Below are 14,872 nucleotides of genomic sequence, written 5' to 3'. Positions count from 1 at the left end.
GCCCGGCTGCGCTCAATGCTGTTTCGCGGCATCGGCGGGCAATTGGCACGGCGCTTGCTGGACGATCCCGCAGATTGACGCGAGGAGCCGGCAATGGCCGACAACAGCCTGTTCGGGATACATGGAGCGGCATTGGAAGTGCGCGGCCAGCGCATGGGGGTGCTCGCGTCCAATATCGCCAACGCCTCGACCCCCGGGTTCAAGGCGCGCGATATCGACTTTCGCGCGGCGATGGCGGGGGCCGATGGCCCGGGCGGTGTGGGCGACGACGCCATGACGGCGGCGACGCGCTATCGCGTACCGCTCCAGCCGAGCATCGATGGCAACACCGTCGACCTGTCGACCGAACAGACCGCATTCGCTGAAAACGCCGTCGCCTATCAGACGACGCTCAGCTTCCTGAACGGCCGCATCGGCCAGATCACGCGCGCGCTGCGGGGAGAATGACCATGGGCCAGCCGCTGACCATTTTCCAGGTTTCCGGGCGCGCGATGTCGGCGCAGCTCGTGCGGATGAATACCACCGCCTCCAACCTGGCCAATGCCGGATCGGTGTCGAGCAGCCCCGAGGCCGCTTATCGTACGATGAAACCGGTGTTCCGGACCAAGTTCGACAAGGCGTCCGGCATGGCGACGGTCGACGTCGAGAGCGTCGTCACCGCCGGCGACACCCCGGCCAGCCGGTACGACCCGGCCAACCCGCTCGCCGACAAGGATGGCAACGTCTGGGAAGCGGCGGTCGACGAGACCCGCGAGCTGGTCGACATGATGGAGACCGCGCGCAGTTACCAGAACAATGTCGAGGTGATGCAGACCGCCAAGTCGCTGATCATCGATACCCTCAAGCTCGGAAGGTAAGCGATGACCGGCTTCGACACCACGCTCAGCAACCTGGGGATCGCGCGCAGCGGCGCGGCGGCGACGCCGACCGTGTCGGCGGCGGCATCGACCTCGCTCGGCCAGGCCGACTTCCTTAAGCTGATGACCGCACAGCTGCAGAACCAGGATCCGTTCGCGCCCGTCGACAACACCCAGATGGTTGCCCAGATGGCGCAATTCTCGTCATTGTCGGGCATCAGCGAGATGAACACCACGCTGAAAACCATCGCCGACAAGCTCACCGGCACCTCGGCCAACGACGCCATGGCGTTCGTCGGCAAGACCGTGCTGACCGCAGGCGATACGGCCTATGCGCGGACCAGCGGCGGCATTGCCGGCGCCATCGAGCTCGATGACGACGCGACCGACGTCACCGTCACCATCCAGGATGCCGGCGGCGCCACGCTGAGGACGCTGAAGCTCGGCGCGCATCCCGCGGGCACCGCCACGTTCGACTGGGACGGCATCGCCGACAGCGGCGACGCCGCCGGCACGGGGCCGTTCAAGGTCGTCGCCTCGGCCAGCGCCGCGGGCAAGTCCGTCGGTAACCGCACGCTCGTCTGGGCCCCCGTCCAGTCGGTGTCGATGCCGTCGTCGGGCGCGCCGGTACTCAACGTCGCCGGGATCGGCGCCGTCCCGCTTTCCACCATTCGCCAGATCGGCTGACCCTTCGGACCAGGAGACTTTTCATGTCCTTCTATACCTCGCTTTCGGGCCTTCAGGCCTCGCAGACCGAAATGTCGACCATTTCGCACAACCTCGCCAATGTCGGCACCAACGGGTTCAAGAAGAGCCGTACCGACTTTGCCGACGTCATTGCGTCGAGCGTCAGCCTGTCGCCGACGAAGATGGTCGGGTCGGGCGCGGTGGTGAAGGCCAACCGGCAGCAATTCGCCCAGGGCAATCTGATCCAGTCGTCGTCGAGCCTCGACCTGGCGATCTCCGGCGACGGCTTCTTCCTGATCAAGCCGCAGATCGGCGGCGCCACGGTCGACTATACCCGCAACGGCGCCTTCAAGGTCGACAGCGACCGCTACGTCACCGACGGGCAGGGCAATTACCTGCAGGTCTATCCGGTCGACGGATCGGGCGCGGTCGTCGCGACCGGGATCGATCAGACCAAGGACCTGCGGCTGCCGGCAAGCAGCGGCATCGCCAAGCCGACCGGCAAGGTCGGGCTGTCGGTCAACCTGCCGTCGTCCGCCGCGATCCCCGCCACCGCGACGTTCGATCGCTTCGACCCGTCGAGCTACAACAATTCGACCGTCACCACGATCTATGACGGCGACGGCAACGCGCAGTCGATGACCACCTATTTCAAGCGCGACACGATGCCCGACGCGAGCGGCAACAGCAGCTGGTCGGCCTATAGCTTCGTCGGCGACCTCAAGCTGACGACCGGCGGCAGCGACAAGGTTGCGATGACCTTCGACGGCAATGGCGAGCTCACCGCGCCGACCACGGCGACCACCTTCGATCCGGTCGCCCCGGCGGGCAGCGCCGTGGCGCAGACCGTGGCGCTGGATTTCGGCACCGCCACCACGCAGCTTGCCTCGCCGTTCAACGTCGCCAGCCGATCGCAGGACGGCACCGCGGTCGGCAAGTTGCAGGGCGTGACGGTCGATGCCAACGGGCTGGTCAAGGCCAGCTTCTCGAACGGCGACACGCAGTCGCTGGGCAAGGTCGTGCTCGCCAACTTCACCGACCCCACCGGCCTGCGCCAGCTGGGCAATTCGACCTGGGCGTCGACCGGGCTGTCGGGGGCGCCGGTGCTGGGCACCGCCAATGTCGGCGGCTTCGGCAATTTGATGTCCTCGACCATCGAGCGGTCGAACGTCGATATCACCGAGGAACTGGTCAATCTGATCGCCGCCCAGCGCAATTTCCAAGCCAATGCCAAGGCGCTCGATACCGCCAGCCAGATCCAGCAGACGATCTTCCAGATCCAGGGCTGACGGCGGCAGGACGGCAAAGCGGGGGCGATACTAGATGGACAAGCTGATCTTCACCGCGGCGTCGGGGCTGAAGAGTCACATGGCGGCACAGGCGGCCATCGCCAACAACATGGCCAACGCATCGACGATCGGCTTTCGCGCCGAACGGGTCAATTTCGACAGCCTGGTCGTGGACGGCGGCGGCGGCTCGCTCGACAGTCGCCAGCCGGCGTCGGAGGAAGTGCTCGACTTCGACCGCACCGCCGGCGCGCTGGTGTCGACCGGCCGCACCCTCGACATCGCGCTGCCCGGCACGCAATGGCTGGCGGTCCAGGCGAGCGACGGCACCGAGGCCTATACGCGCCGCGGCGACCTCCGCATCTCCGCCACCGGCGTGCTCGAGACGGGCGACGGTTTCGCGGTGATGGGGGCGGGCGGCGCACCGATCACCGTGCCCCCCGCACAGTCGATCTCGGTCGCCGGCGACGGCACGATCTCGATCGTGGCGGCGGGCGGCGACGCCCAGAGCCCGCAGGTCGTCGATCGCATCAAGTTCGCCGACGCCAAGGGGTCGCAAACGGTCAAGGGCCTCGACAATCTGGTGCGCGTGAAGGGCGGCGGCGTGTTGCCGCAGGATCTCGACGCGACCTGCGAGACGGGCATGCTGGAACAGTCGAACGTCAACCTGACCCAGGCCCTGGTCGACATGATCGAGAACCAGCGCAGCTACGAAGTGCAGGCCAATCTGATGAAGTCGGCCAAGGACATGGACGAAAGCGCCGCATCGTTGATGCGGATGCCGAGCTGAGGAGCAGAATGAAATGAGCAGCGCAGCGATGCACATCGCCCGCACCGGCCTGGATGCCCAGGACATGCGGATGCGGGTGATCTCGAACAACCTGGCGAACGTCAACACCACCGGCTACAAACGCGACCGCGCATCGTTCGCGACGCTGTCGTACCAGACGATCACCGCCGCCGGCGCGCAATCGTCCAGCGAGTCCAAATACGCCACCGGGTTGAATCTCGGCACCGGCGTCCGCATCCAGGGAACGGCGCGGGTCGATACCCAGGGGTCGATGCAGACCACCGGGAACAGCCTCGACATGGCGCTGGACGGCGACGGCTATTTCCAGGTCCAGCTGCCCGGCGGCAAGCTGGGCTATACCCGCGCCGGCAATTTCTCGCGCAGCCCGGAGGGCCTGCTGGTCACCAGCGAAGGCTATCAGGTGATGCCCGGCATCACCGTGCCCCAGGGCACCACCGCGATCACCGTCGGCGGCGACGGCACCGTATCGGCGACGGTCGCGGGGCAGACCGAACCCGCGGCACTCGGCCAGATCCAGGTCGCCAGCTTCGCCAACGCCGCCGGACTGCAGTCGACCGGCGACAATTACCTGGCCGAAACCGCGGCGTCGGGCGCCGCCAATCTGGGCATTCCGGGCCAGGACGGCCGCGGCACGATCCGCCAGGGCATGCTGGAGGCGTCCAACGTCAACGTCGTCGAGGAACTGGTCGACATGATCGAGACGCAGCGCGCCTATGAGGTCAATTCCAAGATGATCTCGGCGACCGACGACATGCTCAAATATGTCAACCAGAACATCTGATGCGTCCGCTTTCTCCGCTCCTGTCCGTCCTGGTCGCGGCCGGGCTCGTCGTTGCGGCGGGCGCGCCCGCGCATGCCGGCCTGTTCGGCAAGAAAAAGCTGCGCGAGGACTTTTCCGCCGCGCCGCCGCCGCGACCGGCGCCGCCGGCGCCCGCCAATGGCGGCATCTTCCAGGCCAGCGACGGCTATGCCGCGCTCTATGAAGGCCAGCGCGCGCGCCGGGTGGGCGATCCGCTGACGATCGTGCTGGTCGAGCGCACCGCGGCGTCCAAATCGGCCGGCTCGAAGCTCGATTCGAGCGGCGACCTTTCGCTTACCCCGCCCGCCACCGGCGCGCTGTCGCTGTTCAAGGGCAGCGACGCGAGCGCCAGCGGCACGCGCAGATTCTCCGGCCAGGGCGCCACCGACCAGGCCAATTCGCTGTCGGGCGAGGTCTCGGTCACGGTCGCCGAAGTGTACCCCAACGGCACCATGCTGGTGCAGGGCCAGAAACGGGTGACGCTGAACCGCGGCGACGAATTCGTCCAGATCAAGGGCATCGTCCGCACCGCCGACATCAGCGCCGACAACCGCGTGCTGTCGACCCGCGTCGCCGACGCCCGCATCGCCTATACCGGCAAGGGGGATGTCGCCCGCGCCAGCCGCCAGGGGTGGCTGGGCCGGTTCTTCTCCGTGATCAGCCCGTTCTGATGAGGCCCGTTCCGATGAGCATTGCCGCCATGATCCGCTTGCTGCTCGCCGTCCTCGCCGCCTGTCTGGCCGCGACTCCGGCCTCGGCCGACCGCATCAAGGACCTGGGCACGTTCCAGGGTATCCGGTCGAACCAGCTGACCGGTTATGGCATCGTCGTCGGCCTGGCCGGCACCGGCGACGACAACCTCGAATATACCATCCAGTCGATGAAGGCGGTGACCAGCCGGTTCGGGCTGCAGCTGCCGGCCGGGATCAACCCGGGGCTGAAGAATGCGGCAGTGGTGATCATCACCGCCGACCTGCCGCCCTTTGCCAAGCCGGGGCAGAAGATCGACATCACCGTCGCCTCGATGGGCAAGGCCAAGAGCCTGCGCGGCGGGGCGCTGATCCTGACCCCGCTGGTCGGCGCCGACGGCCAGATCTATGCGATGGCGCAGGGCAATCTGGCGGTCGGCGGGCTGGGGGTCGAGGGCAAGGACGGATCGTCGGTGATCGTCAACGTCCCGTCGTCGGGCCGTATTCCGGAAGGCGCCACGGTCGAGCGCGCGGTCGCCACCGGCTTCGATACCGCGCCGTCGCTGACCTTCAACCTGGCGCGGTCGGATTTCACCACCGCGCAGAATGTCGCGGTGGCGATCAACCAGCGCTTCGGCGGCGGCACCGCGGATGCGGTCGACGGCGTGTCGATCCGCGTCGCAGCACCCGCCGGCGCAGACGTTCGCGCCACGCTGATGAGCGAGATAGAGAATCTGACGGTCATTTCGGCCGAGCCGCCCGCGCGCGTCATCGTCAACGCCCGCACCGGCACCGTGGTAATCAATTCCTCGGTACGGGTCGGGCCCGCGGCGATCACCCACGGCAAGCTGACGGTTAGGATCGACGAACAGCAACGCGTCGTCCAGCCGCAACCATTCAGTAACGGTCAGACGGCTAACGAGCAGAAGAGCGGCGTTACCGTCGATGAGGAAAAACGACCGATGTTCCTGTTCGCGCCCGGACCCAAGCTGGCCGACGTGGTCAAGGCGATCAACGCGATCGGCGCGTCGCCCGCCGACCTGGTCGCCATCCTGGAAGCCTTGAAGGAAGCCGGCGCGCTGAAGGCGGACCTGATAATCCTGTGACCGACATCCCCGCCCCGGTACAGCCGACCAGCGGCATATCGACCGACACGAGCAGGCTGGCGTCGCGCGCCAACCTGAAAAAGGCGGGCGAGCAATTCGAAAGCGTGTTCATCGGCATGATGCTCAAGTCGATGCGCCAGGCAAAACTGGGCGACGCCCTGTTCGACTCGAAGGAACAGGACACGTTTCGCGAGATGCAGGACAAGCAGGTCGCCGAGACCATGGCCGCGCACCAGCCGATCGGGATCGGCAAGGCAATGATCGACTTCCTGTCCCGCGCGCAGCCCGATCTGCAGCCCGGCACGACGGCGGCGGCGACCGCGCCCGGTAAGAGCGCCACGCCGTGAGCGACATGCTGGCGATCGGGGCGAGCGGCGTGCGCGCGTATCAGAACGCGCTGAACACGACGTCGGAGAACATCGCCAATGTCGGCAATGCCGGCTATTCCAGGCGCACCACGACGCTGACCGACGTCACTGCGACCGGCGGGCTGACCAGCAACGTGATCGCCGGGGGGATGGGCGTCCTGGCCAGCGGCATCGGCCGCTCCGCCGACCGCTATCTGTCCGGCGAGGTACGCGCGACCGGCGCGGACCTGGCCAAGACCCAGGCCAGCCTGTCCTGGCTGGACCGGATCGACGGCGCGCTGTCGGGCAGCCAGCTGGGCAGCCGGATCACCGGATTTTTCACCGCCGCCGTCACGCTGTCGGCCGATCCCTCGTCGCTGGCGCCGCGATCGGCGATGCTGGAGGCGGCGTCGGGCACCGCCACTGCGTTTACCGCGACCGGCGCGGCGCTCGACCGCGTCGCGGCCGATGCCGACGCCGGCGCGAACGACGCGGTTGCCACGCTCAACGGGTTGACCGCCGCGCTGGCCAAACTGAACGACAAGCTCGCGCGCGCCGTACCCGACACGGCGGGCGCGGCGGCGCTGGCCGACCAGCGCGACCAGCTGCTCGAACAGATGAGCGCGCTGACCGACATGGGCGTGACCCTCGACAGCCAGGGCCGCGCGACGGTCACCGGCGGGGGCGCCACCCTGGTCGACGGCAGTTCCTTCGCGACCGTCAGCTATGCCCGCAATGTCGACGGCTCCGCCGCCTTCGTCGCGACGACCGGCGCCGAACAGCGCCTGGTGTCGCCGACCGGCGGCGCGCTTGCCGGGATCGCCGACGGGGTGCAGCGCGTCGCCGATGCGCGGGGCGCGATCGAGCAGCTCGCGCAGAATTTCGTCAATGGCGTGAATGCCGTGCAGGCGCAGGGCCGCGACCTGGACAATATGGCGGGCGCCGCCTTGTTCGCGCGCGGTCAAGGCACCGCGGCGGTATCGCTGGCGCTTGAGGATCCGCGCGGCATCGCCGCCGCCAAGGTCGGCGGGGGCAATCGCGACAACGGCAATTTGGCGAACCTGGCGACGCTGCGCACCGGCGGGTTCGAGACCAGGGCGGCCGACCTGACCGCGGCCAACGGCGCCGCGCTCGCCCAGCGCAGGGCGGTGGCCGAGGCGCAGACGACGATCCGCGACAATGCCGTCGCCGCGCGCGACCAGGTGTCTGGGGTCAATCTGGACGACGAGGCGGTCGATCTTGTCCGCTTCCAGCAGGCCTATTCGGCGTCGAGCCGCGTGATCCAGGTCGCGCGCGACACGCTGCAGACGATCCTGGATATCCGCTGATGACCCCGCTCGGCACCAACCTCTTCTACGATCGATCGGCGGCGCGGATGGACGCGCTGTCGACGCGCGCCGATACGTTGCAGGCGCAGGTCGCGACCGGCAAGCGGCTGGCGGCTACCGCCGACGATCCCGTCGCCTGGCGCGAGTTGCAGGGGATCGCCCGCGATACCGCCGACGATGCGGCCTATGCGACCAACACCAAGCTGGCGCAGGCGACGCTGTCCCAGGCGGGCTCGTCGCTCGCGTCGATCGGCAGCCAGCTGCAACGCGCCCGCGAGCTGGCGATCCAGGCGAACAGCGGGACGCTGAGCAACGACAATCTGAAGGTCATCGCCGGTCAGCTCGACGAGATCGTGGCCGACATGGTCAGCGCGGCGAACGCCAGGGACGCGCGCGGCACCGCGATCTTCACCGGCGGCGAGGGCGACGCCGTGACCCGCAATCCGGACGGCAGCTTCGCCTTTGCCGCCACCGCGCCGGCGACGATCCCGGTGGGCACGGGCAGCAGTGTCCAGCCCGGCGAATCGGCGGCCCGGATCTTCACCGCCGATGGCGGCGACATCCTGAGCACGATAACGGCGCTTGCCGCCATGCTGCGCACCGCCAATCCCGACGGCGATGCGATCGGCGCCGCCGCCGACAAGATCGGCATTGCCGACGAACAGGTCACCGCGCTCCAGGCCTCGGTCGGCGCGCGCGGCGCGCGGCTCGATCTGCTGCAATCGACGACGGCGAACGTCGCCACCGATCGCGAGGCCCGCCGATCGTCGCTGGAGGACACCGACGTCACCGCCGCGATCACCGAATTGCAGAAGACGATGACCATCCTGCAGGCGACCCAGGCGAGCTTCACCAAGCTGACCGGGCTGTCGCTGTTCAACTATCTGCGCTGACGCGCGGCGATCGGCACGAAAGCGCGGCGCGGCTTAACCGATTGGCCACCAAAGCGGATTAACCATCGGTGCGACCGGTCGTTATCCGGTTGAGGCCGCCAGGGGGTGATGCGCGCAATGTTTCCGGTGATCGGCCTTGTCGTCCTGCTCGCGATGGTGTTCGGCGGATTCGCCATCACCGGCGGCGCGCTCGGCCCGGTATTGGAGGCCATCCCGCACGAGATGCTGATCATCGGCGGCGCCGCCGCGGGCGCGCTGATCATCGGCAATTCCATGAAGGAATTGAAGGCGCTGGGCGGCGGCCTGGCCAAGGTGCTCAAGGGCCCGAGATACAAGAAGCAGGACTATCTCGACGTCATCTTCCTGGTGTCGAAGCTGATGAAGATGCTGCGCATGGACGGGCCGATTGCGCTCGAACCGCATGTCGAAGACCCGAAATCGTCCGCGATATTCGCCGAATACCCGCGTTTGCTCGCCGACCGCACCTTGATAAATCTAATCGCCGACACCCTACGCCTCGTCGTCATCTCGTCGGGCACGCTGGATGTGCATGCCGTCGAGGAGGTCATGGATAACGCGATCAAGACGCATCATCACGAGGTGCAAGGACCGCAGACCACGCTGCAGTCGCTGGGCGATGCCTTGCCAGCGCTGGGCATTGTCGCTGCGGTGCTCGGCGTCGTCAAAACGATGGGGTCGATCGACAAGCCACCGTCGATTCTCGGCGCAATGATCGGATCGGCGCTGGTTGGCACGTTCATGGGCGTGCTGCTCGCTTATGGCATAGTCGCGCCGCTCGCCGGGCGCCTCCAGCAGGTAATCGACGCCGACGGGGCGATCTATCACACGGTCAAGCAGATCATCATCGCCTCGCTCCACGGTCATCCGCAGCCGCTGGTGATCGAAGCGGCCAGGTCGGGCATTGCGCATTCGAACCAGCCGGGCTTTGCCGAGGTGTTCGACGGCTTGCGGGGTAAATAAGCATGGCCGCCCGCGCGCCGCACGGCACCAACCAGCCGCCCCGGATCATCTACAAGAAGGTCTATGTCAAAGGGCACGGCGGCCATCACGGCGGCGCGTGGAAGGTCGCCTATGCCGATTTCGTGACGGCAATGATGGCGTTCTTCCTGTTGTTGTGGATCCTGGGCGCCACGACCGAAAAGCAGCGCAAGGCGCTGGCCGATTATTTCGCGCCGACCCTGGTCGAACTCAAGCAGAACAGTGCTGGGTCGAATGGCATCTTCGGCGGGTCATCGATCACGGACAAGGACAATTACCCCAACCGTGCGGCGCAGACCGGTACGCGGTCGATGACCGTTCCGATCGGCGCAACCGGCGGCACGCAGGTCGGGTCGGGGCAGAAGGGATCGCTCAAGAACCAGTCGCTGATCGAGGAAGACCGCAAGAACTTCGACGCGATGAAACGCCAGGTCGAAGCGGCCATGGCATCGTCAAAGATGGCCAAACTGGCCAACCACGTTCGTTTCATCCAGACCCGCGACGGCATGCGCATCGATCTGGTCGACGACGCCGATTATTCGATGTTCGCGCTGGGCACGACCCAGTTGGTCGTCGAGGCCGACACGCTGATCGGCATGATCGCGACATCGATCGCGGGCATGCAGAACCCGATCATGATCCGCGGGCATACCGACAGCCTGGGCTATGGCAACCCGCTCGACATGAACAATTGGATGCTGTCGTCGGGTCGGGCGGAAGCGACCAGGCGTCGGCTGGCGACGGGCGGCATTCCCGAGGCGCGCTTCTACCGCATCGAAGGCGTCGCCGACCGCGAGCCGATGATCGAGGCCAACCCCGCCGACCCGCGCAACCGGCGCGTATCGATCACCTTGCTCTGGCGCACCGGCTCGTTCGGCGAAAAATGACCGGTACCGGTGGGGCGATGCAGCCAGTCGTTTATGCCATGGCACGTCAGATCGGCTCGCCGGTCAACCGCTGGCAGATCATGTCGAGCTGGTCGATCGTCGAATAGCTGATCGACACGCTGCCGCCCTGGTCGGCGTGGCTGATCCTGACGGACAGCCCGATGAGATCGGCCAGCTGGCGTTCAAGCGCGGCGATATCGGCGTCGACCGCGCTTCCCCCACGCTTCCTGGCCGATTCGTTGCCCGCCGGCGCCTTGGCTTGGCGCGCCAGTCGCTCGGTCTCTCGTACGGAGAGGCCGCGGGCGACCACGTCATTGGCCAGCCGCTCGACATCGGGGGCACCGATCAGCGCGCGGGCATGACCCATATCCAGCCTGCCCTCGGCCAGCAGCATTTGGACTGTCCGGGGTAATTCCAATAACCTCAACAAATTAGCGATATGACTGCGCGATTTGTGGACCAGCTTAGCCAAAGCTTCCTGGGTATGGCCGAACTCGTCGATCAGCCTTTTATAGGCATCCGCTTCCTCGATCGCGGTAAGATCCTGGCGCTGGATGTTTTCGAGCAGCGCAATTTCGAAAGTCTCGGCATCGTCGAGATTGTGGACGATTACGGGAACCTCATGCAGATGCGCCTTTTGAGCCGCACGCCATCGCCGTTCGCCAGCGACGATCTGAAAGGTCTTGCCCATCGGACGAACCACGATCGGCTGGAGCATGCCGCGCGCCGCAATCGACCGCGCGAGTTCCTCCAGCGCCGCATCGTCGAACGCCCGCCGGGGCTGGCCCGGTTGCGGCGTCAATGCCCCAACGGCCATCATCCGGATGCCCTCCATAGTTTCGCCGTCGGGGCCTTCCGGCTCGCGGACGATATCACCTAGCAGGGCGTTAAGCCCGCGACCAAGTCCGGCGGGCCGCGCGATGCGCTTGAGAAGGATGGGATCGTTCATGCGGCGACTGCACGCTCCGAAAGTCGGGGGATGAGTTCGCTGGCCAAGGCCATATAGGCTTGGGAACCGGAACAGCGATGGTCGTAGATCAGCGCCGGAATCCCATGACTGGGCGCTTCTGACAAGCGAACGTTGCGCGGTATGACCGTGTCAAACACCACCTTACCCAATACGGCTCGAACATCGGCCGACACCTGATCGGTCAGGCGATTACGGCGATCGTACATCGTCAACGCGACGCCGATAATGGCGAGACCCGGGTTGAATCGAGCCCGGATGCGTTCGACGGTACTGAGCAACTGGCTCAGTCCCTCCAGAGCAAAGAACTCGCATTGCAAGGGAACCAGGAGGGAATTAGCCGCAACCATGGCATTGATGGTCAGCAAGCCCAATGACGGTGGGCAATCTATCAGAATCACCTCCCATCGGGCCTTCGTCACAGCCAGCGCCTGTGTCAGGCGATGGGTGCGCTGGTCGTAATCGACCAATTCGATCTCCGCTCCGGACAGATCGACGGTTGCCGGCATGATATCCAGCCTGGGTATGGTCGTCGGAAGGATCGCCTCCTCGATGGCAGTATCGCCAACCAACACGTCGTAGCTTGTCCTGATCCTGTCGCTGCGACGGATACCCAAGCCGGTCGAGGCATTTCCCTGAGGATCTATATCGATGATCAACACGCGATTGCCGATCGCGGCTAGCGCCGTCCCCAGGTTGATCGCCGTCGTCGTCTTACCGACGCCGCCTTTCTGATTAGCGATCGCGATGACGTTCATGAAGCCTTACCTTGCTGGCGATCACGATTTGCGAGGTCGGGTCGGTGATGCTCTGTTCCACGTGAAACACACCATGCCACCGTTGTCGGGCATGCGCCACCTCCTCTTCAGCCGAGCGCCCTTTTGGCAGCACCCACATTGTGTGGTTATCGGCGCATCTGATCGAGTCCCGAAAGACGTGATCGATTGCCGCCACGGCCCGCGCCGTTATCGTTGTCATCGGTTCGGCAATTTTCTCTATCCTCGCGCATATGACCTTGACGTTTTTGAGGGCCAGGGAGGTTGCGACAATAATAAGGAAGTCGGCCCGCTTTCGCCTTGGTTCGATCAGCAGGTACGTAATGTCGGGATGCGCGATCGCCAGGGCCATGCCGGGAAAGCCCGCACCCGAACCTATATCGAGCCATTTGTTGCCCGTGCCCAGCGGATGAAGCTGAAGCGAATCTACGATATGGCGCAGCCATATACGGTCGATCGTCGATCGGGCAACGAGGTTCTGCCTCGCCGATTCTCCGCTTACCAGGCTGACAAAGCCCTGTAATCGGTTCACGACATCGTCATCGTATCGCGCTCCTACCCAATTTACCGCTTCCTGTTCCGTCACGCCGTGATCCGGCGCGCGGCGAGCAGGATCGCGGTCAACGCGGCCGGGGTGATGCCGCGAATGCGGCCGGCAGCCCCCAGCGATTCGGGCCGGGCAGCATTCAGTCGCTCGACCATCTCGGCCGACAGGCCGGGGATGCGAGCGAAATCGAGCGGGGGCAAGGCCATCTGCTCCTGCTTGCGCGATTCGTCGACTTCCCTGCGCTGGCGCTCGACATAGGGAGCATAGCGGGCATCTTCGACGATTTCGGCCATCAGTCCGGCATCGATCGCCTCGTCCAGTTTCGGCACGACATGACGCATTTCCACTCCAGGGAACCCCAGCCACTCGACCGCCCGGCGTATTACCCCGTCATGGCCGATCGCCGCGCCCCTTTCCTGCAACATGCTTGCACTGATCGGGGTGTCAAGCACCGTCGTGGCGCTCTCCCGCTGCTGCGCACGCCGATGCAAGTGCTCGCGTCGTTCCTGACCGAGCAAGCCGGCCGCCTCGGCGACCCCCCACAGGCGCGTCTCCGCATTGTCGGAGCGCAGCCGCAAACGATATTCGGCGCGCGCGGTAAGCATGCGGTACGGCTCGCTGACGCCTTGCAGCACCAGATCGTCGATCAGGACGCCGATATAGCTCGACTGCCGATCAGGAATGAATGCCGCCAAGTTCAGCGCACTAGCCGCCGCATTGGCACCGGCGACGAGACCCTGCGCAGCGGCTTCTTCATAGCCGGTGGTGCCGTTGATCTGACCCGCGCAGTAAAGTCCACGGACAGAGCGCATTGCGAGGGCATGATCCAGAGCGCGGGGATCGACATGGTCATATTCCACGGCATAACCATGAGCGGTGATCCTTGCCCCGCTTAGCCCCGGTATCGAATGAACCAGCCTCTCCTGTATGTCGCTCGGCAGTGATGTGGAGATGCCGTTGGGGTAGATCGTCCAATCGTCCAACCCCTCGGGTTCCAGGAACAGCTGATGACCGTCGCGGTCGCCGAAACGGTGCACCTTGTCCTCGATCGACGGACAATAGCGTGGGCCCGTACCCCTGATCGCACCGTCGAACATAGGAGAACGATCGAGCGCCTGACGAATGACGTCATGACCCTCGTTGGTCGTGCTGGTGATACCGCACCATAATTGCGGCAGCACGCGACCGCCACGCGTCATCGGCGACATGGTCCATGGCTCGGCGTCGCCAGGCTGGCGGGTAATGCGCGCCCAATCGATTGATCGGCCGTCAAGGCGCGGGGGGGTGCCGGTCTTCATCCTGGCCATTGGCAACGCCCAGGATTCGAGTTGACGCGCGAGCTCGGTAGCAGCGCGTTCGCCGATCCTGCCGCCATCCATCCGTTCGGCACCGCGAAACATCCGGGCGCCTAAGAAGGTGCCGGTGGCCAGAACGACTGCTCGTGCCGCGACGATGTCCCTCGCCGCCAATCTGACACCGGTGATTTCGCCGCAGTGTTCTACCAGCTCGATTACCTCGCCTTCGATGATCCTTATGCCCGAAGCGTCAACTTCCTGCTGGATCGCCCGACTAAAGCGCCGGCGATCGGCCTGGACACGGGGTCCGCGCACGGCGGCACCCTTGCTGCGGTTGAGCATGCGATAATGGATAGCTGCCGCATCCGCCGCGCGCGCCATCAAACCATCGCAGGCGTCAACCTCACGTACCAGATGGCCCTTGCCCAGACCGCCAATGCTGGGGTTGCACGACATCGCCCCGATATTGCCACGAGCAAAGGTGACGAGCGCAACCGTTGCTCCGCGGCGGGCGGCAGCTGCGGCGGCCTCGACCCCCGCATGGCCGCCACCAATCACCAGGACATCTATATCAACCATATTACACCCAGCGCGACGT

General features: G+C 65.7%; 17 protein-coding genes. 13 read left to right on the top strand and 4 right to left on the bottom strand.

The annotated features are described in order from the left end of the window. Positions 1-93 precede the first annotated feature (93 nt). The 13 genes from ACFE7K_RS03315 to ACFE7K_RS03255 all read left to right on the top strand — a co-directional run bounded on the left by ACFE7K_RS03315 (position 94) and on the right by ACFE7K_RS03255 (position 10,689). Positions 94-447 carry a flagellar basal body rod protein FlgB gene (locus ACFE7K_RS03315; protein ID WP_375396739.1) on the top strand — a complete coding sequence of 118 codons (354 nt, stop codon included), beginning with the start codon at positions 94-96 and terminating at the stop codon, positions 445-447. 2 nt (positions 448-449) lie between these two features. Continuing rightward, positions 450-857, top strand: a complete 408-nt coding sequence (gene flgC, locus ACFE7K_RS03310; protein WP_375396738.1) for a flagellar basal body rod protein FlgC — start codon at positions 450-452, stop codon at positions 855-857. Positions 858-860: 3 nt separating this feature from the next. Beyond that, on the top strand, positions 861-1,544 hold the full coding sequence (locus ACFE7K_RS03305; RefSeq protein WP_375396737.1) for a flagellar hook assembly protein FlgD: 684 nt from the start codon (positions 861-863) through the stop codon (positions 1,542-1,544). Between the two features lie 23 nt (positions 1,545-1,567). Continuing rightward, the gene (locus ACFE7K_RS03300; protein ID WP_375396736.1) at positions 1,568-2,833 is read left to right on the top strand and encodes a flagellar hook protein FlgE; all 1,266 of its coding nucleotides are present in this window, start codon (positions 1,568-1,570) and stop codon (positions 2,831-2,833) included. Between the two features lie 34 nt (positions 2,834-2,867). After that, positions 2,868-3,620, top strand: a complete 753-nt coding sequence (locus tag ACFE7K_RS03295; protein ID WP_375396735.1) for a flagellar basal body rod protein FlgF — start codon at positions 2,868-2,870, stop codon at positions 3,618-3,620. Positions 3,621-3,633: 13 nt separating this feature from the next. Further along, positions 3,634-4,422, top strand: a complete 789-nt coding sequence (gene flgG / locus ACFE7K_RS03290; protein WP_375396734.1) for a flagellar basal-body rod protein FlgG — start codon at positions 3,634-3,636, stop codon at positions 4,420-4,422. Continuing rightward, positions 4,422-5,111 carry a flagellar basal body L-ring protein FlgH gene (locus ACFE7K_RS03285; protein WP_375396733.1) on the top strand — a complete coding sequence of 230 codons (690 nt, stop codon included), beginning with the start codon at positions 4,422-4,424 and terminating at the stop codon, positions 5,109-5,111. The genes flgG and ACFE7K_RS03285 overlap by 1 nt, the downstream gene beginning before the upstream one ends. 14 nt (positions 5,112-5,125) lie before the next feature. After that, the gene (locus ACFE7K_RS03280) at positions 5,126-6,235 is read left to right on the top strand and encodes a flagellar basal body P-ring protein FlgI (RefSeq protein ID WP_375396732.1); all 1,110 of its coding nucleotides are present in this window, start codon (positions 5,126-5,128) and stop codon (positions 6,233-6,235) included. Further along, a complete protein-coding gene (locus ACFE7K_RS03275) occupies positions 6,232-6,582 on the top strand; it encodes a rod-binding protein (RefSeq protein WP_375396731.1) in 351 nt (116 codons plus the stop codon). Before ACFE7K_RS03280 ends, ACFE7K_RS03275 begins: the two co-directional genes overlap by 4 nt. 5 nt (positions 6,583-6,587) lie before the next feature. Beyond that, complete coding sequence (flgK, locus tag ACFE7K_RS03270; protein WP_375396769.1) at positions 6,588-7,910, top strand: flagellar hook-associated protein FlgK; 1,323 nt, start codon at positions 6,588-6,590, stop codon at positions 7,908-7,910. After that, positions 7,910-8,803, top strand: coding sequence for a flagellin (locus ACFE7K_RS03265; RefSeq protein WP_375396730.1), 894 nt, complete (start codon positions 7,910-7,912; stop codon positions 8,801-8,803). Before flgK ends, ACFE7K_RS03265 begins: the two co-directional genes overlap by 1 nt. Before the next feature lie 117 nt (positions 8,804-8,920). Further along, positions 8,921-9,784 carry a flagellar motor stator protein MotA gene (motA, locus tag ACFE7K_RS03260; protein WP_375396768.1) on the top strand — a complete coding sequence of 288 codons (864 nt, stop codon included), beginning with the start codon at positions 8,921-8,923 and terminating at the stop codon, positions 9,782-9,784. A gap of 2 nt (positions 9,785-9,786) precedes the next feature. After that, on the top strand, positions 9,787-10,689 hold the full coding sequence (locus ACFE7K_RS03255; RefSeq protein ID WP_375396729.1) for a flagellar motor protein MotB: 903 nt from the start codon (positions 9,787-9,789) through the stop codon (positions 10,687-10,689). Between the two features lie 46 nt (positions 10,690-10,735). Here ACFE7K_RS03255 and ACFE7K_RS03250 read toward each other — a convergent pair whose 3' ends face one another. The 4 genes from ACFE7K_RS03250 to mnmG are packed head-to-tail and all read right to left on the bottom strand — an operon-like array spanning position 10,736 to position 14,853. Beyond that, positions 10,736-11,638, bottom strand: a complete 903-nt coding sequence (locus ACFE7K_RS03250) for a ParB/RepB/Spo0J family partition protein (protein WP_375396728.1) — start codon at positions 11,636-11,638, stop codon at positions 10,736-10,738. Continuing rightward, the gene (locus tag ACFE7K_RS03245) at positions 11,635-12,414 is read right to left on the bottom strand and encodes a ParA family protein (RefSeq protein WP_375396727.1); all 780 of its coding nucleotides are present in this window, start codon (positions 12,412-12,414) and stop codon (positions 11,635-11,637) included. The genes ACFE7K_RS03250 and ACFE7K_RS03245 overlap by 4 nt, the downstream gene beginning before the upstream one ends. Next, positions 12,392-13,018 carry a 16S rRNA (guanine(527)-N(7))-methyltransferase RsmG gene (gene rsmG / locus ACFE7K_RS03240; protein ID WP_375396726.1) on the bottom strand — a complete coding sequence of 209 codons (627 nt, stop codon included), beginning with the start codon at positions 13,016-13,018 and terminating at the stop codon, positions 12,392-12,394. Before rsmG ends, ACFE7K_RS03245 begins: the two co-directional genes overlap by 23 nt. Next, positions 13,015-14,853: a tRNA uridine-5-carboxymethylaminomethyl(34) synthesis enzyme MnmG gene (mnmG, locus tag ACFE7K_RS03235; protein ID WP_375396725.1), complete on the bottom strand. Its 1,839-nt coding sequence runs from the start codon at positions 14,851-14,853 to the stop codon at positions 13,015-13,017. Before mnmG ends, rsmG begins: the two co-directional genes overlap by 4 nt. Positions 14,854-14,872 lie beyond the last annotated feature (19 nt).

Origin of the sequence: uncultured Sphingomonas sp. (assembly GCF_964244265.1) — a bacterium.
In the GTDB taxonomy this organism is placed as follows: domain Bacteria; phylum Pseudomonadota; class Alphaproteobacteria; order Sphingomonadales; family Sphingomonadaceae; genus Sphingomonas.
Note: the sequence above shows the minus strand (reverse complement) of the source record. Positions and strands in the feature narration are given on the sequence as shown.

Excerpts from the sequence above, each read along its gene's own strand:
- ACFE7K_RS03255 (WP_375396729.1), top strand. The coding sequence starts at position 9,787 with ATGGCCGCCCGCGCGCCGCACGGCACCAACCAGCCGCCCCGGATCATC.
- flgK (WP_375396769.1), top strand. The coding sequence starts at position 6,588 with ATGCTGGCGATCGGGGCGAGCGGCGTGCGCGCGTATCAGAACGCGCTG.
- flgC (WP_375396738.1), top strand. The coding sequence starts at position 450 with ATGGGCCAGCCGCTGACCATTTTCCAGGTTTCCGGGCGCGCGATGTCG.
- ACFE7K_RS03315 (WP_375396739.1), top strand. The coding sequence starts at position 94 with ATGGCCGACAACAGCCTGTTCGGGATACATGGAGCGGCATTGGAAGTG.
- ACFE7K_RS03245 (WP_375396727.1), bottom strand. The coding sequence starts at position 12,414 with ATGAACGTCATCGCGATCGCTAATCAGAAAGGCGGCGTCGGTAAGACG.
- mnmG (WP_375396725.1), bottom strand. The coding sequence starts at position 14,853 with ATGGTTGATATAGATGTCCTGGTGATTGGTGGCGGCCATGCGGGGGTC.
- ACFE7K_RS03295 (WP_375396735.1), top strand. The coding sequence starts at position 2,868 with ATGGACAAGCTGATCTTCACCGCGGCGTCGGGGCTGAAGAGTCACATG.
- ACFE7K_RS03300 (WP_375396736.1), top strand. The coding sequence starts at position 1,568 with ATGTCCTTCTATACCTCGCTTTCGGGCCTTCAGGCCTCGCAGACCGAA.
- ACFE7K_RS03250 (WP_375396728.1), bottom strand. The coding sequence starts at position 11,638 with ATGAACGATCCCATCCTTCTCAAGCGCATCGCGCGGCCCGCCGGACTT.
- ACFE7K_RS03285 (WP_375396733.1), top strand. The coding sequence starts at position 4,422 with ATGCGTCCGCTTTCTCCGCTCCTGTCCGTCCTGGTCGCGGCCGGGCTC.
- flgG (WP_375396734.1), top strand. The coding sequence starts at position 3,634 with ATGAGCAGCGCAGCGATGCACATCGCCCGCACCGGCCTGGATGCCCAG.
- ACFE7K_RS03280 (WP_375396732.1), top strand. The coding sequence starts at position 5,126 with ATGAGCATTGCCGCCATGATCCGCTTGCTGCTCGCCGTCCTCGCCGCC.
- ACFE7K_RS03305 (WP_375396737.1), top strand. The coding sequence starts at position 861 with ATGACCGGCTTCGACACCACGCTCAGCAACCTGGGGATCGCGCGCAGC.
- motA (WP_375396768.1), top strand. The coding sequence starts at position 8,921 with ATGTTTCCGGTGATCGGCCTTGTCGTCCTGCTCGCGATGGTGTTCGGC.
- ACFE7K_RS03265 (WP_375396730.1), top strand. The coding sequence starts at position 7,910 with ATGACCCCGCTCGGCACCAACCTCTTCTACGATCGATCGGCGGCGCGG.